This window comes from Sphingomonas sp. PP-CE-1A-559 (assembly GCF_004340965.1).
Classification (GTDB): domain Bacteria; phylum Pseudomonadota; class Alphaproteobacteria; order Sphingomonadales; family Sphingomonadaceae; genus Sphingomonas.
This window is the reverse complement of the sequence record NZ_SLYA01000002.1, coordinates 840164-863346: the sequence shown is the minus strand read 5'-3', so window position 1 is coordinate 863346 and position 23183 is coordinate 840164. Positions and strand designations below refer to the sequence as shown.

Here is a 23183-nt window from a genome sequence, read left to right as displayed (position 1 = left end):
ACACGGAAACTGATATTCCGTGTCCGCCCCCTCCGGCACCTTCGGTGCCACCTCCCCCTTGCGGGGGGGATCGCGGAGGTTCTCGAGCTTAAAGCCCGACCACCCCCCCGTCAGTCTTCGTGATCACGATCGTCGAGGACCGCGGCCGTGACGGCGTCGTCACCGCGCCGGCCTGGTTAGCCGGCCAGCTGCTCGTAATGTTCGTCGGCCCGCCATTCTCGCCCGGATGCTGGATGTTGACGAACAGCGACCGGCCATCCGGGGTGGTATGTATACCGGTAATCTCACACTCCTTCGGCCCGACCAGGAAACGACGCAGTGCCGTCCCCGGTGCTTTGCCGACCCGCGTCGTTACCGAACCGGTTGCCGCACCGATCGTGTTGGTCACCGTCCGCGTGCCACCGTCGTTGACGATCCCCGGTACCGAGGCGAGCAGCATGCAGTTGGTGACGTCCGTGAATGCGCCGTCATCCGTCTCGATCCACATCACCGGTGCGATCGTCCCCGACGCATTGCTCGGCAGACCGAACCACAGGCCGTCCGGCGACGAGAAGTCGTTGGTCGCATCGAGACCCGACAGGTTGATGTTGGTTGCGTCCAGATCGGAACCGGCACCGAACGCGTAGATGTCCCAAGCGAACGTCGTTGCCTCGGACGTGTCACCGGTCTCGCGCAGGCGGATGATGTGGCCGTTGGCGTTACCCGTGGTCTGGCCGCCCGTGGTCTTGGGATCGACATAGGCGCGCGGGTTGGGCGCGTCCGCGGTAGCCACCGTGCGCGACGAGTTGTTGGTAAGCGTGCAATACATCTCGCCGGTCGCCGGATTGACTGCGGTCCACTCCGGACGATCCATCCGGGTCGCACCCAGTGCATCCGCCGCCAGCCGCGTGTTGATCAACACATCGACCTGGCTGGCGAACGGATAGGCTGCGTTGGCCGAGGTGAGGGGCCCTTGGCCGAACACCAGTGGGAGCCACTGGCCGCTGCCATCCGCCGCCAGCTTCGCGACGTAAAGTGTTCCAGCATCGAGATACTTGTCGCCGATCGCGAGACGGTTCGCCGCCGTCGCATCCGCTGCGGACCACGGCGTGGCCGATACGAACTTGTAGATATACTCGTTCTGCGCGTCGTCACCCATGTAGAAGGCCGGCTTCACGCCCGCGATCGTCCGGCCGATCTCGCAGCCTTCATGGTTCATGCGACCGAGCGCGGTCCGCTTGCGCGGAGTCGAGGCTGCGTCGAACGGGTCGATCTCGACCACCCAGCCATATTGGAAGATTTCGTTGCGGAAATCGCCCGTGCCGTCGGCCGGCGCGCTGGCCTGTGCAGTGATGTTCCAGCGCGAATAGATCGTGCTGGTCGTGTCGGCTGACGTGACCGTCGACCACCCATAGTTGCCGCCGGTGTTGCTCTCGCCCTTGCCGTAGCGGGTGAGTGAGGTGTTGGCCTTTACGCCTACTGGGCCAGTTGCCGCGCGCCGCGCCGCGTCGCCGACTTCACGCTTGAAATAGCCGACCCAGTTCTCTTCGTTCGTCAGGTACGTGTGCCAAGGCATTGTACCGTTGGCACAATTGTTGATGGTGCCGCGGCCCGTGGTGGCGTCCGGCGAGTAGCGCGTCTTGAGGCTGTCGGCGCCGCGCACCGGCCCCGAGAAGCTCATCGGCGTCAGCGGTGTGACCCGGCGATTGAACGACGATGCGGTCGTGTAGCTCCAGGCAGCGGCGCGGTTGACCTCGATCACCGACACACCGTGGCACTCCATCTCCTTCAGCGCCTCGGCTTCGGGACGGACGCCGCCGGTATTGGTCGGGCCATTCGGGTGCAGATAGGCCTGCGTGATGTTCTCATGGTTGAGCACCAACAGGCCGCGCGTGTTGCCGTTCGCGTCGGGCGTTCCGGTGGCGGACATGCCGAAATAGCTCATGCCGTCATGATGATCGCCCGCGCGCTTCGAGAAGGTCGCGTCGGTACCATCATTGGCATACGCGCCAACGCCGCTGCCGATCGGATCACCGAGCCGGTACAAGACCGTCACCGCGTAACCCGCAGGCACTGCAACGACATCCGCAAGGCTCTTCGCAACGGCCGTGAAGCCCAACGAGGCCGCGCCGACGGTCACGCTTGTCGTCGCGCTGACCGAACCGCTGGCCGAAACTGCGGTGAACTGGAAACTGAGGATGGTCCCGGCAGCAGCACCCGGTACGACGAAGGTTGCGGTGGCAGTCGACGCACCGGCTAGCGTGACGGCGGGGCCGGCGGTCTGCGTCCAGGTCACGCTGTCGACCTGGCCGATCGCTGCACCAGTCAGCGTCGCGACGCGGCCCGCAGTCGAGCTTCCCCCAGCGGTCGCCGTCACCGTGACGGGGCTCGAAGCGTTGCCGTCATTGTCGTCGTCGCAGCCGGTCAGCAACATGCCGCCGAACACCGCCGCGGCGGTCGCGGACATGCCGCCCATCAAGGTCTGGCGACGTGAATAGCGCGACTCGATCAGGTCGTTGATATGCGGATTGGCGGTCGGATTGGTGTCGATATCGCCGTCGGTATAGATGGTCTCGAACGTCATGCTTGGTCCCCCCGGGGATGGTTGCGCGGTGTATAACGATGCGTGAAAGTTAGAATTTTGCGCCCAGTTCGACGCCGTAGAAGCGTGGTTCGCCGGCTATGTAGGTCGGGATACCGAAGCCGCCGCCGGTGTTGCCCGCGTCGATCAGGTAGCGCTTGTTGGTCGCGTTCCGGACGAACCCGCCGACGCTATAGCGACCCTGCGCGAACTCGACCCCGGCGCGGGCGTTGACCAGGGTGTAGCCCGGCGTGCTGATCGCCGGGTTGTTCGGCAGCTCGAAGAACGCCTTGGTGCGGTAGGTGACGCTCGGCGTGGCGTAGACCGTCGCGCCGCCGACCGGCAGGCGCAGGATCACCCCGCCCGACGCGGTCGTGTCCGGCTGAAGGCGGAAGCGGTTGCCAGCGAATACGCCGTTCGCCGCTTCGTCGCCGATACCGCCGTCGATGTACGCAAACGTCCCGAACACCGAGAGATACGAGGCGAGCTTCAGATTACCTTCGAGCTCTACGCCAAGGTTCTTGGCCGATCCGGCGCTCTGTGTCGTCGTCACGCCGTTGTTCGTCACCGACACCTGGAAGCCGTCATAGGTCTGGTAGAAGACCGATGCCGCGCCGCTGAACGGGCCGACGCGACCCTTGATGCCGCCTTCGTAGTTCCAGACGTTCTCCTGCGGTACGACCTGCAGGTTGGGACCGACGCCGAACGCGGTGCGCTGAGCGGCTAGCTGGACCACCGGCGAACGGCGCCCCTTGCTGATCGTCGCGTAGAGATTGACCGCGTCGTTGAGCTTCAACAGCGCGTTGAAGCGCGGCAGGATCGCCGTGAAGCTCTTCTCCGCGACGAACTTGTTGCCGTTGGTGTTGGCCGTGCCGAGCAGACTCGACTGGATGCCGAGTGCCGCCAGGATCACCGAGTTCGGCTGGACCGACGAATAGCCCGACTGGCGATCCTCGATCAGGATCCGCGCACCCGCGGTCAGTTCGAGTGCCGGCACCGGGATGTACGTCGCATCGGCGAACACCGAGTAGGTGTCGTTGTTGCCGTAGTTCGTGAATTCCGCGGCGTAAGGTATTGCCGTTGCACGACCACCTGTGAGCGCTGCGGTCGCGCGCGTCGCCGGAACCGTGCCGTTCGGTGCGACGCATCCGGTGCCCGTCGGGATGCCCGCGCCGTTCAGTGCCGCGCGGATCGGCGCATAGGCAGCGGCGACCGAGCAAGCGAGATACGTGCCCTCTTCGGTCGCGAACGGAACGCGCTGGAAGCCGTTCTCGAAGAACGCGTTCCAGCCTACCGAGGCGCGATACTTGGGCCCTTCGAAGGCGAAGCGGCTTTCATGGCTCCACTGGTCGCCCTTCGCGTCTTCGGCGAACTCGAGATACGCGGCGGGCCCACCATCGGCGTCGAACACTTCGAGCGCGTCGAACTTGCGATACCCGTTGACGGTGGTGAAAGTGATCCCCGGCGACAGGTCCGCGGTGATCGTCAGGTTCGCGTCATAGACATTGCGGTCGAGACCGAGCTTGCGCGCGCCGAGTGCGGTCGCGCTGTACGGCGAGCCCGAGAGTTCCGCGTAGCCATAGTCGCCGGTCTGGCCGCCGGTCGGGGCGTGCGCGCGGCTCTTGAACGCGGTGCCGGGATTGCGCTGTCCGTCATAGGTCAGGACGAGGTCGGCGGTGATGCTGTCGCTGGGGCGGTAACGGAGCGAGCCGCGGATGCCGCGCTGGTCCTGGCCGTTCAGATCGTCCTGGTCGACGCCACCCTGGTTCTGGTTCGGCACGTTCGCGTCGCCGGCGATGTTGCGGACGTAACCCTTGCGATATTTATACGCGAAGGCGATGCGGCCGGCGAGGACGTCGTTGCCCGCGTTCAGGAAGCCCGACACCTGTGTCCTATCGAAATTGCCGTACGTGCCGTTGATCGCGCCCGATACGCCGGCCTCCGGCTTGGCCGAGACGAGGCTGATCGCGCCGACCGCGGCGGCGGTGCCGAACAAGGTCGCCTGCGGGCCCTTCACGACTTCGATCCGCGAGAGGTCGAACAGGTCCTGGTACGCGCCGCGCGAACGGCTGATGTCGATACCGTTGTAGTAGAGCGTGACGCGCGCGCCCTGCTGTGACGAGCCGTTGTCCGACGTGATGCCGCGGATCACGAAGCCGGGGTTGTTGGCGCTCTGCTCCTGGATCTGGAGACCGGGAATATAGGCGGCGACTTCGCTCAGCGAGTTGACGCCGATCGACGCCATGCGGGCGCCGGTCAGCGCGGTGACGGTAATGGGGACGTCTTCGATCCTCTGCTCGCGCTTCTGCGCGGTGACGACGATCTCGTCGTCCGACGTTGCGGCCTCGGTTTCGGCTTGGGCGGTCGCTGGGGTGCCGGCTTGTGCAAGCGCCATGGTCGAGCAGGTCGTGGCGAGCGTCGCAACCGCGAGCCGCGTGAAGATACGTGTCATTAAGTCCCCCGTGTCGTTGCCGCCGCACTACGGGGACGAGGTGACGTTTCGATGGCGTCTTCATGAAAGCAAAATGACTATTCCGTAACGGCGCTGTCACATCGTTGCCGCCGGGGTGTCTTCGATCGCGGCTAGCAGGCGGGCAACACCCGTTACGAAAGCCCGAGACGATGACGATCAACCGCCGCGATGCGCTTAAGAATGCCCTGAAACTTGCGGGCTCGGGTGCGACGCTCGCGCTTCCCGCAATAGCGTCACAAGCAGCAGGCACGGTGAAAGCTCGGTTCGATCACGGGGTGGCGAGTGGTGATCCTTCGGTCGACGGCGCCATTCTCTGGACACGGGCGACACCGGTCGATGCGACGCAGGCCGGCGACATCGCGCTGACCTGGCACGTCGCGGAGACCGAAGGCGGCAAGCCGATCCGTTCGGGCACGGTCAAGGCCCGCGCCGCGCGCGACTTCACCGCCAAGGTCGAGGCGATCGGGCTCCAGCCGGGCCGCGAATATCGCTACTGGTTCGACGCACCGGACGGCGCGCGCTCACCGGTCGGTCGGCTCCGGACGCTGCCGAAGGGCAACGTCGCCGACGCCGTCATGGCGGTCGTTTCGTGCCAGCTCTACGCGGGCGGGCTGTTCAACGCGTATGACGCGATCGCCAAGCTCGACCGGCTCGACGCCGTCCTGCACCTCGGCGACTATATCTACGAATATGGCGTCGATGGGTACGGCGCGGACATCGCCAAGAAGATCGGCCGCCTGGTCGAGCCGCGTCACGAGATCGTCAACCTCGCCGACTACCGCATGCGCCACGCGCAGGTGAAGCGCGACGTCGACATGCAGGCGGCGCACGCACGCGCCGCGTTCATCTGCGTGTGGGACGATCACGAGGTCGCCAACGACGACTGGATGCACGGTGCCGAAAACCACGATCCGAGGACCGAGGGCGACTGGGACGCGCGGAAGGCCGCCGCGATGCAGGCCTATTTCGAATGGATGCCGATCCGCGATCCCAAGCCCGGCCAGCCTTGGGCGGCGATCAACCGCAGCTTCGATTTCGGCGATCTCGCGACGCTGGTGATGGTCGAGACGCGGTTGCTGGCGCGCAGTCACCAGGTCGTGTCGAAGGGCGAGGAGATCACACCCGCCGAATACGCACCGATGCTGGCGGAGCGCGCGCGGCCCGATCGCGAACTGCTCGGGCCGGCACAGCTTGCCTGGGTCGAGAAGACGATGGCGGCATCGGTGACGGCGGGAAAGCCGTGGCAGGTGCTGGGCAACCAGATCGTGATGGCGAAGGTCGCGGGCCCCGACATGGAGCGTCAGCTCGGACCGGTGAAGTTCGGCGAGACGATGGCGAAGCTGCCGGCGATGTGGCGCGAGCGACTGGCGGCAGGCATCGCTTCGTACCGTGCCGGCATGCCGTTCGGTCTCGACAGTTGGGACGGCTATCCGCCCGCGCGCGAGCGTCTGTACGCTGCGTTCCGGCGGGCGAAGTCGCGGCCGATCGTGCTGTCGGGTGACAGTCATGCGGCCTGGGCGAACGATCTGCACGACGACGCGGGCAAGCTGGTCGCGGTCGAATTCGGCTGCACCGCGATCACCAGTCCGTCCTACGGTTCGCTGTTGCCGGGGATCGGAACGTTGATCGCCGACGCCAACAAGGGTGAGGTCCGGTTCTGCGACCAGGACGCCAAGGGCTTCACGCTGCTGACGCTCACGCCTGAGCAGGCGACCGCCGATTTCATGACCGTCTCGACGGTGTTTGCCAAGCCGTTCACCCAAGCGACCGTGAAGCGGTTTCGTGCGCTCGCGGCACGGCCCGAACTGCCGCTGGAAGAGATCGCCTAAAACGATCCTCCGTTCGAATAGGATCGGAAACCGGTCGCCGATCGCTCGGGCTAGCGCCTGACAATCAAAGTTTTTCCACCGCAAAGTTCAATCGACTGTCAATTCCCATCCGCTAGGGGGATATTCGTCTCCTCTGACGGAGATGGGAATGCAGCGAGAGGCTTCGAGTTCGACGGTAGGATGGCCGACCGTCCTTCTGGCAGGTGTCGTGTACGGCGGATGGATGGTCGCGACGGCGTGGCATGCGGTCATTCCGACGCCGTTGCTGGTGTTGATCGGCGGGTGGCTGCTCGCCTGGCAGGGATCGCTGCAGCACGAGGTCATTCACGGGCATCCGACGCGGATCCGGTGGATCAACGACGCGATCGGGTTTGCACCGCTGTCGCTATGGCTGCCCTACCGGCTATATCGCCGCAGCCATGTCGCGCATCACCGCGCGGAGGTCATCACCGATCCTCGGCATGACCCGGAGTCCCGCTACCGCGTGCAGGCGCGTGGTTTCGCCGCAGTCCTCGGCCGGCTTCAATCCACGCTTCTCGGTCAGATGGTCTTCGGACCTGCGATCTCGGTCGGCCGCTTCTTCCTGCAAGAGTCCCGCCGACTGGTGCGCGAACCGGCGCGCGTCGCTCGCGACTGGGCGCCGCACCTCGTCGCGGTCGCACTGGTGCTCTGGTGGCTCGGTCATGTCGGTCTTGGCCTCGGCCGTTACGTGCTGTGCTTCGTCTATCCGGGCATGGCGCTGACCATGGTGCGCTCCTACGCCGAGCACCGCGCCGATCTTGCGAGCCCCGGCCGCGCCGCCAGCGTCGAGCATGGCGGGCTGCTCGGGCTGCTGTATCTCAACAACAATTTGCATGCGGCGCATCACGAGCGGCCGTCGCTCGCCTGGTACGATTTGCCAGCGTACCATCGCCATAATCGAGCCCGGTTCGCGGAGGCAGGGGCACCGATCTATCAGGGGTATGGCGAGATCGTCCGGCGGTTCGCATTCAGCGCGCATGACGACATGGTCCACCCCCTCCACCGCGAGCCCTTGTCTTGACGGACCGGATCGCCTCGCTCGGGATGTACGATCACCTCGAGCAGCACGCTGCGAACGATCGGCTGTGGTCGGCGATCGCCGCTGTCCTGCGCGAACGCGGTGTCGCGGACGTGCCCGCCCGGCTCGATCGAACACGCGACGTCCATGCGATCTGGCGCGATCCGGCGTTGCTGTTCGGCCAGGCCTGTGGCTATCCGTTGATCGCCGATCCGACGCTGGATCTGCAAGTGATCGCGTTCCCGATCTACGCCGGGCGAGAAAGCGGCAGCGTGATCGTGGCGAGAGCGGACGATCCCCGTAGGGCGGTCGCGGCGTTTCGCGATAGCCGCGCGGCCATCAACGACCGCCAGTCGAACACCGGCATGAACCTGTTCCGCGCTACGATCGCGCCGTTTGCAGGGCAGGGCGCGTTCTTTGCCGAGGTGCTGGAAACCGGCGCGCATCGAGCCAGCATCGTCGCGGTCGGGATGGGCAAGGTGGACCTCGCGGCGATCGACAGCGTGACCTATGCGGCGATCGCGCGGTTCGAGCCGGCTTTGGTTACGGGCCTCAAGATCGTCGCACCGAGCCCCGCATCGCCGAGCCTGCCCTTCGTGACCGCGGCCGGGACCGACGCCGAGACTGTAGCGGCATTGCAAAGTGCGCTCGATCATGTCGCTGCCGATCCCGATCTGGCCGCGGTACGCGAGACGCTGTTGCTCGCCGGGATCATACCCGCCGAGCCAGACGCGCTGGCGCCGATATCGACGCTGGAAGCCGAGGCCGTCCGCGCCGGCTACCGCACGCTCCGCTGACATGAAGGACAACGCCGTGTCATCAGCACCCGACCCCATCGACCTCGCCGCGACGATCGAAGAATTGCGCAGCGCGCGTGGTGCTTGGCGGCAGGAACAGGACGGCCGGCATAGCGTCGCGCGCTTCCCGTCGCTGGACGAGACCGGTCGCGCGCTCGACGGTCTCGTCGCGGCGCTGTTCCCCGGGCGGCTCGGCATGTTCACAGGTCCGGTCGAGCGCGAGGATGCGTTCGTCGAGACGCGGCTGCGGCAGGCGCTGGAACGGCTGCAACGGCAGGTCGAACGCGAGTTCGCCTATTGGCAGGAAGAGGCGGTGCTGTCGTTCGACGTCAGCCATGCGAGCATGATCATCGGCCTGTTCTGCGCGGAACTGGGACCGATCCGCGAACTGGTCGACGACGACGTCCGCGCCGCGTTTCTCGGCGATCCGGCGGCCCGCAGCGCGGACGAGATCCTGATCTGCTACCCCGGCATCGTCGCGATCCTGTACCACCGGATCGCGCACGCGCTATACGGGCTCGGCGCGCCGATCGTCGCGCGGATCATCTCCGAACTCGCCAACAACCGCACCGGCATAGACATCCACCCAGGCGCGACGATCGGCCGCAGCTTCTTCATCGATCACGGCACCGGCGTCGTGATCGGCGAGACCGCGATCATCGGCGACCGGGTGCAGATCTACCAGCACGTCACGCTCGGCGCGCGCAGTCCGCTCGGCGTGACCGACGTGTCGGCGCGCGAACGGCTGGCGCGGCATCCGATCGTCGAGGACGACGTGGTGATCTATGCCGGTGCGACGATCCTCGGCCGCGTGACGATCGGGCAGGGCGCGACGATCGGCGGCAATGTCTGGCTGCTGGAGGACGTGCCCGCGGGTAGCGTGGTCGCACAGCCGACTGCGGTGATCTTGGCGGGTCATGCTGCCGACCAGTTGCACGAGACGCTGCGGGGTCGAGCCGCATGATGCGCTTTGCGTGCTGCCGACGGGAGGATGGGCCGCCCAAGCCGGTGATCGGCGTGTTGTGCTGCAACGAAGTGGTCGATCGTCCGATCCAGGCGGTCGCCACCCGCTTCGTCGAGCCGCTGGTCCGCTATGCCGGCGCGACCGTCCTGCTGGTGCCGGCCGTGGCGGATGCGATGGACACGCGGGCGTTGGCATCGCGGCTTGACGGGCTGTTGCTGACCGGATCGCGATCGAACGTCGCGGGTGCCCGCTACGGCAAGTCGGACGCGGCCGACGATGCGCTCGACCTCGACCGCGACGCGGTAGCGCTCGAACTCGCCGGCCGGATGATTGAGGCGGGGCGGCCGGTGTTCGGTATCTGTCGCGGCTTGCAGGAGCTGAACGTGCTGTTCGGCGGTACGCTGACCGATGCGCTGGACGATGGCCATCACCGATCGACCGACGACGTGACCGCGTACGAAACGCTGTTCGACCATGTCCACGACGTTAGACTTCGATCGGGTGGGATGCTCGCGGCCGCGATCGCCGAGCCCAGCATCTCGGTCACGTCGGTCCACCGCCAGGGTATCGATCGGCTGGGGGAGGGGCTCAGTGTCGAGGCGCATGCGGTTTCGGACGGGCTGGTCGAGGCGTTCTCGGCACGCCCGTGCGGCGGCGACGTGCTGGCGGTGCAATGGCATCCCGAATGGGACGTTGCAGCCAGCGCATCCAGCCGCGCATTCTTTTCACTTATCGGCCAGTCGCTTGGCACCTATCGGGACCGATGACTGCGACCGCTCGTTTGGTTCGCACGGAGATCGTCGCAGAGCGATCCACTAACAGGGACACTATCATGACTGCTTATCGTACCGCGTTGACGCTCGCCGCCTCGACCCTCGCCTTGGCCAGCGCGCATGTCGCTTATGCGCAGGACGTGCCCGCGCAAACGGCGACCGCGCCTAGCGCCGACCCCGCTGCGGCGCCCGACACGGGAGACGATATCATCGTCACGGGCACCCGCGCGGTTGGTCGGTCGCGGCTCGACAGCGCGTCGCCGGTCGACGTGCTGAGTTCGGCCGCGATCCAGCGCCAGGGGACGACCGAACTGGGCGCGGCGCTGTCGGCGATCGCACCGTCGATCGACTTCCCGCGTCCGTCCGCCGTCGACGGCACCGACGCGATCCGTCCGGCGACGTTGCGTGGTCTGTCGCCCGACCAGACGCTCGTGCTGGTCAACGGCGTGCGTGGCCATACTGCGGCGCTGCTCAACGTCGGCGGGTCGGTCGGGCGCGGCTCTGCTGCAGTCGACCTGAACACGATCCCGACCGTCGCGCTCGACCGAATCGAAGTGCTGCGTGACGGGGCGTCAGCACAATATGGCTCTGATGCGATCGCCGGCGTCGTCAACCTGCGACTGCGCGAGGCCCGGTCGGGCGGCGGCATGACGGTCAACTACGGCTTCTACAACACCGATATCGACACCGCGCGCGGCAGCCGCAGCACGAATGGCGAACATGCGCTGACCGTGTCCGGCTGGCAGGGCGTCGGCTTTGGCGAGGACGGCTTCCTGACCGTTTCGGGCGAGTATCTGGATCGCCAGGCGACCAACCGCGCCGACTTCGACACGCGCGCGCTGGTCAAGATCCCCGGGACGCCGGGCCGCGTGACCGGCCTCTTCGGCGATCCCAAGGTCGAGCAATACAGCATCTTCGCCAATGCCGGCACGACGCTGACCGGCACGTGGAAGCTGTACGGCTGGCTCGGCTATCAGGACCGCGACACGCGCAGCGCAGCCTTCCCGCGATTGCCGCTGCAGTCGGACCCGGTAGCAGTCGCGCGACTAGAGCTGGCAGGACTTTCCGATGGTTTCCTGCCGCTGATCAATACCAAGTCGCGCGACATCAACTCGGCCATCGGCATCAAGGGCGTGGTCGCCGACTGGAACGTCGACCTGAACGCCAGCTACGGCCGCAACAAGATCGGGTTCCGCACACTGGATTCCGCGAACTATGCCTATGGCCGCACCACGCAGCGCGACTTTTCCGACGGTGCGCTGATCTACGACCAGTACATCGTCGGGCTTGATGTCGATCGCAAGTTCGACGTGTTGCAGGGCGTCAACGTCGCGTTCGGGCTCGAAGGGCGCCGCGAGGGGTTCAAGATCCAGTCCGGCGAACTCGCATCCTATGGCTATCCCGCCGCTGGGACAGCGACCGGCGCACTGCCGACCGCACCTCCAGGCGCGCAGGGCTTTGGCGGATTCTCACCGGACAACGCGATCGAACGGAGCCGTCGCAACGGCAGCGTCTATCTCGATGTAGAAGCGCAGGTGACGGACAAGTTGCTGCTCGGGCTCGCCGGACGCGGTGAGGATTATTCTGATTTCGGCTCGACCGGCACCGGTAAGGTCTCCGCGCGCTATGACTTCGCGCGCTGGTTTGCGCTCCGTGGAACGGCATCGACCGGCTTCCGCGCGCCGGCGCTTCAGCAGCAGTATTTCACCTCGGTCGCAACCGTCATTCAAAACGGAAACCCAATCCAGACCGGCACCTACCCATCGGTAAGCCCCATTGCGGCTAGGCTCGGAGGGCTTCCTCTCGAGCCCGAGAAGTCGACCAATTTTTCGGTTGGTACGGTGATCCGCGCCGGTGGGTTCGAGCTAACCGTCGACGCCTATCGCATCCGCATTCGCAACCAGATCGGCCTGTCGGAAAACCTTGCCGCCGCGGGTAATCCGCAGGTCGCGGCGCTGCTCGCGCCGTTCAACGTTAGCGCAGCGCGGTTCTTCATCAACGGCATCGCCTCGACGACAAAGGGCATCGACGCCGTCGCGCATTACCGGCTGCCGACCGATGCTGCCGGGACGTTCGACCTGACGATCGCCGGCAACGTCAACGACGTGAACGTCACCCGCGTGCCGACATCGACCTCGACGCTGAACCCCGCACCGACGCTGTTCGCCCGCAACCGCATCGAGTCGCTCGAAAACGGTACGCCGGGCGAGAAGGTGACCGGGTCGATCGATTGGTCGCTCGACCAGCTCGGCGCACTGGCCCGCGTCACCTATTATGGCGACGTGACGCAGCCGGGTACGACCGCTGCCGGCGACGTGCATAGCGGCGAGCACCTGATCACCGATCTCGAACTCCGCTACCAGGCGAAGAAGGGCGCACAGATCGGCCTTGGCGTCAGCAACCTGTTCGACGTCTATCCCGATGCGACGAGCATCGCGAACAACCCGACCGGGGTGATCGGCTATCCCTATTACTCGCCGTTCGGATTCAACGGCCGCTACGTCTACGCACGCGCCGGCCTGAGCTGGTGATTAAATCATAGTCCCACGATAGGGTATTGCGTTCGACCGCATCGCTGGGTAGCTTTCGGTTCCAGGATCGATTTCGCACGTTGCGGTCGTAATTCTGCACTAGTCATCACGGAGACCATTCGATGAAGAAGATCACGATCGTGCCAATGATTGCAGTCCTGGCACTTGGCCTGGCCGCATGCACGAAGCCCGCAGCGACCGAGAACGTTACCGACATTCAGTCGAACACGGTCGTCGAAGAGTCGGATGCGAATCTTTCCGCGGTAGACGGTATCGAAACGAGCAACTCGACGGATCTCGAGAATTCGGTCGATTCGAATTCGAGCGGCAACGCGCTCTGATTGCGACTTGAAAATGTAACGGATGGCTTGGTTCGGTAATCAAACCATCTGTTGGAAAACTCGAAAGGCGACGTACTTCCCGTTTTGGGGAATTCGTCGCCTTTTGTATTCTCGAGTGATCAAGGTAAATTTTCGAGTCAAAGCATTTCGGCGCAATTTATACTCTACTCACCGATGGTGATAAATAACTCTATTCCCATTTGATAAGTGGGTATTACAACGGGGCAACGTCAAGGCGAAGTGAAGCTCCCTAGACGGAACCTCGTGGTCCAGCGGATCCCCTCTGCTGGGCCACTATTTTGTGAATGTTACGCTTATAAGAGATGTTGGCACTTAACATCTTGTCCGGATTGCATCTTCAAATATCGGTCGGACGTCAGCGCGTGTTCGGTACGGCATTCGACTGTCGTCGGCGCCAATACCGGATTGCGGTCATCACCAAGGCGACGACGACTGCCAGTATCGCGACGCCGGCCAGTTTGTGCTTCGGCATGATATTGTGGACCGCGTCGAGCAGCGTGTCGCCGAACAGATAGCCGATGCCCGTAAACATCACGCCCCAGACCGCCGCGGAGATCGCATTGAGCATCATGAACGTGCGCGCCGGGACGTGCGACGTGCCGATAGCTATGGGGCTGATCGTGCGCAGGCCGTAGAGGAAGCGGAAGCCGAGGATGAAGACGGTCGGATGGCGTTCCAGCGTATCGAGTGCCTTGGCGAAGGCCGGCTTGGCGGCGATCTTGCGGACGCGAGCGGTGTCGCGGTAACGACGCCCGGCGAGGAAGAAGAGCTGGTCCGCGGCAAACGATCCCGCGACTGCCGCCGCGGCGCTGCCCCAGAGCGGTAGCAGGTGCTGGTGCGCCAGCACGCCGCCGGTCACGACCGCGGTTTCGCCTTCAAGCCCCGCACCCAGGAATATCGCGGCGAGGCCGTATTGGGCAATGAGCGTTTCGATCGACATCGCCCGCCCTTGCCGCAGAGCGGAGTTCTCCGCCAGTACCCTTTATCCGCCTCGCTGCAGGCAGTTATCGACGTCGATGCAGGCTGCTACCGACCGAGATAATCCATCTTGCCGATCGGTACGCCGCGCATCCGCAACAGCGCGTAGGCGGTCGTGATGTGGAAATAGAAATTGGGCAGCACGAACCCGAGGACATAGCTTTGTCCCGTAAAGTCCAACGTCCGGCTGGGCGTGACGATCGTAACCACGGCATCCTCCTTGCCGTCGATCGCCTCGCGCGGGACGCCGTCCAGGAACGCGAGCGTTGCAGCAATGCGATGTTGAAGCGCCGCGAAACTCGTCTCGTCGTCGGCCATTGCGATCGTCGGAACGCCGCCGAGCCGAACCATCGCGCCCTTGGCCGTGTCGCTGGTGCGCTGGACCTGCGCGGTCAGCGGCGCCATGTCGGCGATCAGTCGCGTGCCGAGCATGTCCGCCTCGGCAATGCCGTTCTCCTGTGCATAGGCTTCCCCCGATTTCAGGATCGCCGAGAGGCTGGCGAAACCGCGGCGAAACGCGGGGACGGTGAGGTCATAGAGCTGGGTCATGGACGCAGGCGTAGGCGCCCGATCACGTCCGGTCGAGCAGGAACGCGGCAAGCTGGTTCCAAGCAGGCTGCTTTGCCGCGACGCCAATCGTATGCAGCGGGCTGCTGGAGGGAAGCGCGACGACGCTCGGTCCAGCAAAGTTCGGTCCGAGCAGCTTCAGGCCCTGCTTGAGCGCGGTACCGCCGTTGAAGGCGACCGCGCGAAGCTTCGGTAATCGGCCGATGAGCGCGACGATGTCGTTGCCTTCGGCGTCGAGGATCGCCGCGTCGCTGCTCCCACCCCGCCGCGCCGACCCGATCACGTCCCACAGCGCCACGCCGCTCGCCCGCAACGCCGCCAACCGATCCTCATAGTCGAGCGTAACGAGATCGCAGCCGACGACCGGCGACATCAGTTGCCAGAACTGGTTCTGCGGATGCGCATAATAGCGCTTGGCAGCGAGCGACCGGTCGCCCGGCAGGCTGCCCAGAACCAGAACACGCGCTTCGAAATCGAAAATCGGCGGAAACGAGTGCTTGAGCGACATTAAGTTCCTCGGAGTGGCGCGACCGTAAGGCTATGCGATACGCCGGTTATAACCTAGAACGAGAACATATGGTCGCACCATGCGCGGTACGATCACAGGAAGGACTGCCACTTGGCACTGAACGGACAATTACCGGCGCTCGCACGGACCGGTATCGACGGGCTCGACGACATTCTGAATGGGGGGCTGACGCCGGATCGGATGTACCTGGTTGAGGGTACGCCTGGCACGGGCAAGACGACGCTGGGGCTCGGCTTCCTGCTCACGGGCGCATCGGTCGGCGAGGCAGGGCTGTACATCACGCTGGCCGAGACCGAAGTCGAGTTGCGCGCAGTGGCGCAGACGCACGGCTGGTCGCTGGATTCGCTGTCGCTGTTCGAGATGGTCCCGGCCGACGGTTTTGGCGAGGATCACGAGCAGACGTTGCTGCACCCTAGCGAGGTCGAACTCGGCGAGACGATCCGCGACGTGATGGCGAAGGTCGACGAGCTTCGGCCCAAGCGCGTGGTGATCGACAGCCTTTCCGAACTGCGCCTGCTCGCGCAGAGCCCGATCCGCTATCGCCGCCAGATCCTCGCGCTCAAGCACTTCTTCTCGACGCGGGCCTGCACCGTGCTGTTCCTCGACGACAAGAGCGGGTCGGGCAGTGATCTCCAGTTGCACAGCATCGCGCACGGCGTGATCTCGCTCGAGCAAACCTTGTCGGGATTCGGTGCGCAACGTCGTCGCATGCATGTCGTGAAGATGCGCGGCGTACGGTATCGCGGTGGCTATCACGACTTCGAGATCGAACGCGGCGGGTTGTGTGTGTATCCGCGCCTGATTGCGTCCGAACACGTCATGAAATATTCGGACGATGCCGTATCGACCGGGTCGACCGAACTCGACACGCTGCTGGGCGGTGGGCTCATCCCCGGCACCGCGACGTTGCTGACTGGGCCGGCCGGTGTCGGGAAGACGACTGCGTCGGTGCAGTCGATGATCGCAGCGTTGAAACGTGGCGAGCGGGCTGCGTATTTCCTGTTCGACGAGCGATTGCCGACGTTGCTGAAGCGGAGCGCGTCGCTTGGTATGGACCTGATGCCGTTCGTCGAGAATGGGCAGCTCGAACTACGCGCGATCGATCCGGCCGAGATGTCGCCGGGCGAGTTCTCCGGTGCGGTGCGGGCTGCGGTCGAGCAGCACAAGGCTAAGATAGTCGTCATCGACAGCCTCAATGCCTACCTTCAGGCGATGCCGAACGAACAGTTCCTGATCCTGCAGATGCACGAGATGCTGACGTATCTCGGTCAGAAGGGGATCGTCAGCCTGCTGATCCTTGGCCTGCACGGGATCACCGGGGACGTTCGCTCTGACGTCGACCTCAGCTATCTGTCCGATACGATCGTCCAGCTCCGCTATTTCGAGGCGCATGGCGAGGTGCGGCAGGCGATTTCGGTGATCAAGACGCGTACCGCACGGCACGAACGCACGATCCGGGAGTTTCAGATTGGTAGCAACGGATTGCTGGTCGGCGAGCCCCTTCGCGAATTCCAGGGCGTGCTGACGGGTGTTCCGACATTCTCGGGCGAAGGAAAGACGTTGATGGCCAGCCGGATGGGGATCCAGGATATTCGCAGCTGATATGGACGATCGCGTCCTGATCCTGGCGCCGCGCGGGCGCGATGCGGCGATCGCGTCGGACCTGCTTGGTCGCAACGACATCGTAGCCTTCGTCTGTCGCGACCAGGCCGAGCTGCTCGTCGAACTGGCAAAGGGGGCCGGGGCGGTCATGTTGACCGAGGAAGCCCTGATCACGGAGGAGGTCGCGTCGCTCGCGGGATGGGTGGCGGCGCAACCCAATTGGGCCGATATCCAGTTCGTCGTACTTGCGAACGGGACCCGCACGCCGCGCAGTGCACGCGCCACGCAGCGGCTTGCCGATCTCGGCAATGTCCTGTTGCTCGAACGACCGCTGCACGCCGAGGCGATGCTGGGCGCGATCCGGTCGGCGCTGACGGCGCGGCGGCGGCAGTATGAGTTGCGCGATGTCGCGGTGACGCTTGAACGGGCGGTGCTCGACCGGACCAGCGAGTTGCGATCGGCCCGCGAGAGCCTGGAGATCGCGCTCGAAGCTGCCGGCATGGGAAGCTGGGACATCGATCTGACGACCGGCGAGTCCCGACGGACGCTGCGGCACGATGCGATCTATGGCTATCCGGAAGGCCGGCCCGACTGGACCATGGAAACGTTCCTGAGCCATATCGACGTGAAGCAACGCGGTATCGTCACGCGCGCGATGACCGAGGCGACCCGAACCGGCGTTATCGATGTCGAGTACCGCATCGATGCGGCCGACGGTGCGTCACGGTGGCTCGTCGCCAAGGGGCGCGTCCAGTATGACGATGCCGGCAAGGCCGCGCGGATGACCGGCGTGGTTTCCGACGTCACCGATCGCAAGGAAGCCGACGCGCAACTCGCGCAGGCGCAGAAGATGGACGCGATCGGCCAGCTGACCGGCGGTGTCGCGCACGATTTCAACAATCTGCTGACGCCGATCGTCGGCAGCCTCGATCTGCTGCGGCGACGGCATAAGGATGACGAGCGTACGCAGCGGATGATCGGCGGCGCGTTGCAAGCGGCGGAGCGGGCCGCGACGTTGACGCAGCGGTTGTTGGCATTCGCCCGGCGTCAGGCTCTGCAACCGCGCGCGGTCGATATCGGCGCACTGATCGACGGGCTGGTCGACCTGATGCGGCGGTCGCTGGGGCCGTCGATCGCAGTGACGCTTGAGATTCCGCGGCACCTCTCGTCGGCACGCGTCGATCCCAATCAACTCGAACTCGCACTGCTCAACCTCGCGATCAACGCGCGCGATGCTATGCCCGGTGGCGGCAAGCTCACCCTGACGGTAAGCGAAGTCGTCGTCGACGATCGCAACGTGGTCGGCCTTGCGCCGGACCGCTACGTCCGGATCGCTGCGATCGATACCGGCGTGGGCATGGACCGCGCCACGCTCGCACGCGCGACCGAGCCGTTTTTCTCCACCAAGGGCGTCGGCAAGGGCACCGGACTGGGGCTGTCGATGGTCCACGGCCTCGCTGCGCAGTCGGGCGGCACGCTCCGCCTGACCAGCGAACCCGGCTCAGGCACGACCGTCGAGCTCTGGCTGCCGGCAACCGAGGAAGCGGCGACCGAGACGGTCGAGAACACCGCCGAGCCGGTCATCGCGCGGCGTGCGGCGAAGGTTTTGCTTGTCGACGACGAGGACTTGGTACGCGCCGCGACCGCCGACATGCTGCGCGACATCGGCTATGTCGTCGTCGAGGTCCCCTCCGCCAGCCAGGCGTTGTCGGCGATCCGGTCCGGCGTCGATGCGGATATATTGGTCAGCGATTATCTGATGCCGGGGATGACAGGTGGGCAACTCATCACCGAACTCTGGTCGTCGGGCAATCGCATCCCGGCTTTGCTGGTGACCGGCTATGCCGCGGCGGGCGAGGACGTGCCCGAGGGGGTCACCCGTTTATCGAAGCCGTTTCGCCAGACGGATCTCGCCGCGCGGGTCGACGAACTGCTGCGCCAGTCGCCGCCGGGCCGCCCGAAGCTGCGCGCGGTCGAGTGAGATCGGACCGGGCGAACCTCGCCCGGTCCGACATCCTTTTGGACTTTAGAAGCCCTTCTTCAACGAAACGAAGAACTGCCGCGGCGCGCCGGCGAGCAGCGTCTGGTTGTCGCCGCTCGCGGTGAAGCCGTTCGACCCGATCGTCGAAATATACTTCTTGTTGGTAAGGTTGGTCACGTTGCCCTCGATTGCGACGCCGTGGAGCGCGCCGTCGCCCTCGAACCGATAACCGATGCTCGCGTCGACCAGAACGCGGCTCGGCACCGACTGGTCGTTGAGATAGGTGAAGTAGCGCTTGCTCATGTAATCCGCGCCGACCCGGCCGGTGAAGCCCGATTGTTCGAGCACGATCTCGCCCTTGACCATGTGCTTGGGCGTATCGACGACGGTATCGCCCTTGCGGACTTGGACCGAGCCGGACGCGTCGGTGACCGTGTCCTGATATTCAGCGTTGGTGTACGAATAGCTCGCGAACAGCGAGAGCGGGCGGAAGATGCGGTAATTGGCGGAGACTTCGGCACCGTACGTGCGCACGCTGCCCGCATTGTTGAGCGTCGGTGCGTTGCCGAGGATGCCGACACCGTTCGCAAACGCGAGCAGGCGGTTCGAGAAGTCGACATAATAGCCGACTGCAGAGGCCTGGAACGGTCCGATGTGCAAACGGACGCCGCCCTCCGCGGTCTTCGAGCGCTCGGGCTTGAGGCGGCCGCGGACGGCGTTGAAGCCGGCCTGCGTCGCCGCGAACGGTCCGGTGGTCGCCGACGAGACGAACGCGCGCATGTTCTCGGTATAGTCGGCAAACACTTCCGCCGCCGGGGTCAGCTTGAACAATATGCCGGCCTGTGGCTGGAACCAGTCCTTGGCCGAGATACGGCCGACCGAGAGCGGCGAGGTCGTATCGGGCAGCATCGTCGCGCTGTTGACGACATAGGCGCCCTTCCACCCGGCGTTGACGATCAGGCGGTCGTTGATGAGCTTCAGCGTGTCCTCGACATGATACTGCATCGTGTCGGTGCCGTATTTGCCGTCCCACTGCGTCGCGTAGGAATTCTTCTGGAACTTCAGCACGTCGCGGTTCGGCTCCGCGCTGTCCGTCATCCCGTAGAAGCGCCGTGCCTGCGTGAAGGTGTTGGTCTCGAGCCAGCCACCGATCTCGAAGGTGTTCGCGCCGGTCTCATAAGCGATGTTGCTGAGCGCTCCGCCACGCTTGATGCTGTATTCGGTCGTGCGGAAGCCCAGCGGGCTGGGCGCGGTAATCGCGCTGCCGTCCTGGTTCAGCGCACCCGCCGGGGTCGGCGAATAGGGCGTGATCCACGACCCCTGACCCTTGTTGTTGTGATAGTAGCCGGTCGTGGTCATCGTCAGCTCGGGCGTGAGGTTAGCGTCGAGCGTGACGCCACCCAGGTAATCGCGCCGCACGCCACCAGCATCGAAATACGCATCGTCGACCGTGCCAAACCCGGTCGGGAAGGTCGTGCCGACGCCGGCCCACGGTGCGACGAAGCCGACCGAAGAGCCGTTGTTCGCCTTCGTATAGGTCGCGAGCGCTCCTTGGTTTTGGTAGGTTTTCGCGATCTGCAGCGCGAGCGGATAGTTGTCGGCGATGTTGTCGTTCCGCAGGCCACGGCGGCGGATGATGTCGTAGCTGAGATCCTGGTAATCCTGCTCGCGACGATCGGAGAAGTTCACGAACGCGGACAGGCTGCCGAAGCTGCCCAGATCCTTGACGATCTTGCCGTTCGCCTGATGCTGGCGCTGGACGCCGTCGCCCTTCCACTTGTCGGTGGTGAGGTAGCCGTAGCTCAGATAGCCCTTCAGACCGCCGCCGAGATCGCCGCTGTCGATCCGCGCATAACCGCGATAGGTGCTGTCCGAACCATAGGTGCCGCCGCCGGTGACGTTCGCGGTGTCGCGCGGCTTGTCGCTAAAGAACTGGATCGTGCCGCCGAGATTGCTGGTCGATGCGGTGCCGAGCGCGCCGGCGCCCTGCGCGACTTCGGTGCGGGCGACGTTCTCGGAGATGATCGCGCGGCTGATGTGCAGGCCGTTGACGTTGCCGTAGCTCATATCGCCGAGCGGAACGCCGTCGAGCGTGAAGCCGAGCTGGTTCTGGTTGAACCCGCGCAGCGAAATGCGGACCGCCCATTCATACGCGCCGAACGGGTCGGATGCCTGGAAATTGACGCCGGGAAGCTTCTCGATCGCCTTCAACGGGCTCGACCCGGGGGTGAGGCGCGCGAGATCGACGGCGCTGACGCTCTGGACCTGGCGGCTCTGGCCGAAGCCGAGCACGACGATGTCGGACGATGTCTCGGGTGCCGGATCGGCTTGGACTTCTGCCGGCGCAGCTACCGGAGTTTCCGGTGCGGCCTGGGCAAACGCGGCAGGCGTGGCGAGCGCCGCGAGTGCGACACCGGCGAAAAGCGACGATATGGTCTGCATGATGTCCCCTGAAGCGCGACGGCGCTCAGCGGCCCTTTGCTGATCGACGTGACGCGTCGGCGACAGATCGAAGACGATTTCGAGACGGTCGGCGATATTGTTACGGTAGTGACCCGAATGCCTCGCCCAACGGGATGACCGACCTCCCTCTCTCGACGGGGAGAGGGAAGGGGCCCGCGGCTACTTGGCTGCGGGAAGGGTGAGGGCACGTGTGCCAGTCACGATAGCCATCACCCCCGCATCATCCGCGCGATCGTCTTCGCCGCCGCCGCACCATAAGGCGGCTTGAGCCCGGCAAGCTTGGCCACATCGAGTTTCGACTGCTTGTAGACCGCCCGCGCATGGCTGAACGTGCGGAAGCCATCGATGCCGTGATACGCGCCCATCCCCGACGGCCCGCTGCCGCCGAAGGGAAGGTCCTCCATCGAGACGTGGAAGATCACGTCGTCGAGCGTCACGCCGCCCGAGATCGTCCGGTCCATCACCCGTCGGCGCTCGGTGTCGTCGGTGCCGAAATAATAGAGCGCGAGCGGACGATCGCGGCGGTTCACCTGCGCGATCGCGTCGTCGATCCCGTCGTAGCGGCGGATCGGCAGGACCGGGCCGAAGATCTCCTCCTGCATCACGATCATGTCGTCGGTCGCATCGCGGACGATGTGCAGCGGCATCTTCCGCGAATTGGCTGCGCCGAAATCCTCGTTGGCCGGGTTCACGACCTCGACCGTCGCCCCCTTCGCGCGGGCGTCGGCGATCCAGTCGGTGAGGCGCTGGTGGTGCCGATCGTTGACCACCGACGTATAGTCGGCATTGGCGAGCAGCGTGGGGTACATCGCGCTGGCCGCCGCCTTGATGCCGTCGACGACCTGCGCCTCGTTTGCGGAGGGCACGAGCAGGTAATCGGGCGCGAGGCAGATCTGCCCCGCGTTCATCATCTTGCCGAGCGTCACGCGTTCGGTGGCCTTCGCGATGTCCGCCGATGCGCCAAGAATGACGGGCGACTTGCCGCCGAGTTCGAGCGTGACCGGCGTCAGGTTGTCGGCAGCGGCGTGGAGGATGTGGCGCCCGATCGCGGTCGCGCCGGTGAAAATGAGGTGGTCGAACGGCAGCGCGGAGAACGCCTGGCCGACATCCGCACCGCCCGAGATGACGGCAAATTCGTCCTGCGCAAAATACTTCGGCACAACCTCCTCGAACAGCGCGGCCGTCGCGGGCGTGTACTCGCTCGTCTTCGCCATCGCGCGATTGCCCGCGGCGAGTACGCCCGCGAGCGGCGCCATCAGGAGGTTAACCGGGAAATTCCACGGCGCGATAATGCCGATGACACCCTTTGGCTGGTATTCGACCCACGCTCTCGCGCCGAGCAGACCGAGCGGAAACTGGACCGCGCGCCGCTCCCGCCGCAACCACCGATCGAGATGCTTCGCGGCATGCGCGATGGGCGCAAGCGAAGCGCCGATATCGGTGATCATAGTCTGCTCGCGGCTACGGTGCCCGAAATCCTCCGATACCGCGTCGCAGAACGCCGCAGCATTGTCCCGCACCATAGCCGCCGCGCGCTTTAGCCGATCGAGGCGGACGGCCTTGGTGACGGGAAGCTCGGCCATGAAGGCATCACGCTGGGCTGTGAGGATGGTTTGCAGGTCAGTCATCAGAGTGTTCCTGTGGATAGTGGTCGGCGATTAATACGATGTTGAATTGTATTTAAATCTCGGGCCTTTATCGATGTTTAGGATAATGCTTTTATTCTTATAAAAAT

General features: G+C 64.9%; 16 protein-coding genes. 9 read left to right on the top strand and 7 right to left on the bottom strand.

Features of this window, described 5'->3' with window-relative positions; translation table 11 throughout:
• Positions 1–88: 88 nt before the first annotated feature.
• Together C8J42_RS09340 and C8J42_RS09335 are read right to left on the bottom strand one after the other, a co-directional pair.
• Positions 89–2563: a PhoX family phosphatase gene (locus C8J42_RS09340; protein WP_133019767.1), complete on the bottom strand. Its 2475-nt coding sequence runs from the start codon at positions 2561–2563 to the stop codon at positions 89–91.
• Positions 2564–2612: 49 nt separating this feature from the next.
• Positions 2613–5012: a TonB-dependent receptor gene (locus C8J42_RS09335; RefSeq protein ID WP_243644223.1), complete on the bottom strand. Its 2400-nt coding sequence runs from the start codon at positions 5010–5012 to the stop codon at positions 2613–2615.
• A 170-nt stretch (positions 5013–5182) separates the two neighbouring features.
• Between C8J42_RS09335 and C8J42_RS09330 the strand changes: the two genes are divergently transcribed.
• From C8J42_RS09330 to C8J42_RS09300, 7 genes are all read left to right on the top strand, one after another.
• The gene (locus C8J42_RS09330; RefSeq protein ID WP_133019766.1) at positions 5183–6862 is read left to right on the top strand and encodes an alkaline phosphatase D family protein; all 1680 of its coding nucleotides are present in this window, start codon (positions 5183–5185) and stop codon (positions 6860–6862) included.
• Between the two features lie 148 nt (positions 6863–7010).
• Positions 7011–7904 carry a fatty acid desaturase gene (locus C8J42_RS09325; RefSeq protein ID WP_133019765.1) on the top strand — a complete coding sequence of 298 codons (894 nt, stop codon included), beginning with the start codon at positions 7011–7013 and terminating at the stop codon, positions 7902–7904.
• Entirely contained in the window at positions 7901–8698 is a 798-nt protein-coding gene (locus tag C8J42_RS09320; RefSeq protein ID WP_133019764.1) for a PhnD/SsuA/transferrin family substrate-binding protein, read from the top strand. Before C8J42_RS09325 ends, C8J42_RS09320 begins: the two co-directional genes overlap by 4 nt.
• 1 nt (position 8699) lies before the next feature.
• On the top strand, positions 8700–9662 hold the full coding sequence (gene epsC, locus C8J42_RS09315; RefSeq protein WP_133019763.1) for a serine O-acetyltransferase EpsC: 963 nt from the start codon (positions 8700–8702) through the stop codon (positions 9660–9662).
• Positions 9659–10429: a gamma-glutamyl-gamma-aminobutyrate hydrolase family protein gene (locus tag C8J42_RS09310; RefSeq protein ID WP_200910640.1), complete on the top strand. Its 771-nt coding sequence runs from the start codon at positions 9659–9661 to the stop codon at positions 10427–10429. The genes epsC and C8J42_RS09310 overlap by 4 nt, the downstream gene beginning before the upstream one ends.
• A 65-nt stretch (positions 10430–10494) precedes the next feature.
• On the top strand, positions 10495–12966 hold the full coding sequence (locus C8J42_RS09305; protein ID WP_165895464.1) for a TonB-dependent receptor: 2472 nt from the start codon (positions 10495–10497) through the stop codon (positions 12964–12966).
• A gap of 122 nt (positions 12967–13088) precedes the next feature.
• Positions 13089–13307: a hypothetical protein gene (locus C8J42_RS09300; RefSeq protein WP_056058912.1), complete on the top strand. Its 219-nt coding sequence runs from the start codon at positions 13089–13091 to the stop codon at positions 13305–13307.
• Positions 13308–13683: 376 nt separating this feature from the next.
• Here C8J42_RS09300 and C8J42_RS09295 read toward each other — a convergent pair whose 3' ends face one another.
• The 3 genes from C8J42_RS09295 to C8J42_RS09285 all read right to left on the bottom strand — a co-directional run bounded on the left by C8J42_RS09295 (position 13684) and on the right by C8J42_RS09285 (position 15381).
• A complete protein-coding gene (locus C8J42_RS09295) occupies positions 13684–14268 on the bottom strand; it encodes a DedA family protein (protein ID WP_133019762.1) in 585 nt (194 codons plus the stop codon).
• Positions 14269–14354: 86 nt separating this feature from the next.
• Complete coding sequence (locus C8J42_RS09290; RefSeq protein ID WP_133019761.1) at positions 14355–14855, bottom strand: DUF1993 domain-containing protein; 501 nt, start codon at positions 14853–14855, stop codon at positions 14355–14357.
• 22 nt (positions 14856–14877) lie between these two features.
• Positions 14878–15381: a DNA-deoxyinosine glycosylase gene (locus tag C8J42_RS09285; RefSeq protein WP_133019760.1), complete on the bottom strand. Its 504-nt coding sequence runs from the start codon at positions 15379–15381 to the stop codon at positions 14878–14880.
• 111 nt (positions 15382–15492) lie between these two features.
• Here C8J42_RS09285 and C8J42_RS09280 point away from each other — a divergent pair, with 111 nt between their 5' ends.
• The gene (locus tag C8J42_RS09280) at positions 15493–17004 is read left to right on the top strand and encodes an ATPase domain-containing protein (protein WP_133019759.1); all 1512 of its coding nucleotides are present in this window, start codon (positions 15493–15495) and stop codon (positions 17002–17004) included.
• 1 nt (position 17005) lies between these two features.
• Positions 17006–18985: a hybrid sensor histidine kinase/response regulator gene (locus tag C8J42_RS09275; RefSeq protein WP_133019758.1), complete on the top strand. Its 1980-nt coding sequence runs from the start codon at positions 17006–17008 to the stop codon at positions 18983–18985.
• A gap of 45 nt (positions 18986–19030) precedes the next feature.
• Here the strand turns inward: C8J42_RS09275 and C8J42_RS09270 are convergent, their stop codons facing one another.
• Together C8J42_RS09270 and C8J42_RS09265 are read right to left on the bottom strand one after the other, a co-directional pair.
• A complete protein-coding gene (locus tag C8J42_RS09270; protein WP_133019757.1) occupies positions 19031–21427 on the bottom strand; it encodes a TonB-dependent receptor in 2397 nt (798 codons plus the stop codon).
• Between the two features lie 230 nt (positions 21428–21657).
• Entirely contained in the window at positions 21658–23076 is a 1419-nt protein-coding gene (locus C8J42_RS09265) for a coniferyl aldehyde dehydrogenase (protein WP_133019756.1), read from the bottom strand.
• Between the last annotated feature and the right edge of the window lie 107 nt (positions 23077–23183).

Bases quoted from the DNA above. Each gene is read 5' to 3' on its own strand.
- C8J42_RS09340 (WP_133019767.1), bottom strand. From the start codon at position 2,563: ATGACGTTCGAGACCATCTATACCGACGGCGATATCGACACCAATCCG.
- C8J42_RS09335 (WP_243644223.1), bottom strand. From the start codon at position 5,012: ATGACACGTATCTTCACGCGGCTCGCGGTTGCGACGCTCGCCACGACC.
- C8J42_RS09330 (WP_133019766.1), top strand. From the start codon at position 5,183: ATGACGATCAACCGCCGCGATGCGCTTAAGAATGCCCTGAAACTTGCG.
- C8J42_RS09325 (WP_133019765.1), top strand. From the start codon at position 7,011: ATGCAGCGAGAGGCTTCGAGTTCGACGGTAGGATGGCCGACCGTCCTT.
- epsC (WP_133019763.1), top strand. From the start codon at position 8,700: ATGAAGGACAACGCCGTGTCATCAGCACCCGACCCCATCGACCTCGCC.
- C8J42_RS09310 (WP_200910640.1), top strand. From the start codon at position 9,659: ATGATGCGCTTTGCGTGCTGCCGACGGGAGGATGGGCCGCCCAAGCCG.
- C8J42_RS09305 (WP_165895464.1), top strand. From the start codon at position 10,495: ATGACTGCTTATCGTACCGCGTTGACGCTCGCCGCCTCGACCCTCGCC.
- C8J42_RS09300 (WP_056058912.1), top strand. From the start codon at position 13,089: ATGAAGAAGATCACGATCGTGCCAATGATTGCAGTCCTGGCACTTGGC.
- C8J42_RS09295 (WP_133019762.1), bottom strand. From the start codon at position 14,268: ATGTCGATCGAAACGCTCATTGCCCAATACGGCCTCGCCGCGATATTC.
- C8J42_RS09290 (WP_133019761.1), bottom strand. From the start codon at position 14,855: ATGACCCAGCTCTATGACCTCACCGTCCCCGCGTTTCGCCGCGGTTTC.
- C8J42_RS09285 (WP_133019760.1), bottom strand. From the start codon at position 15,381: ATGTCGCTCAAGCACTCGTTTCCGCCGATTTTCGATTTCGAAGCGCGT.
- C8J42_RS09275 (WP_133019758.1), top strand. From the start codon at position 17,006: ATGGACGATCGCGTCCTGATCCTGGCGCCGCGCGGGCGCGATGCGGCG.
- C8J42_RS09270 (WP_133019757.1), bottom strand. From the start codon at position 21,427: ATGCAGACCATATCGTCGCTTTTCGCCGGTGTCGCACTCGCGGCGCTC.
- C8J42_RS09265 (WP_133019756.1), bottom strand. From the start codon at position 23,076: ATGACTGACCTGCAAACCATCCTCACAGCCCAGCGTGATGCCTTCATG.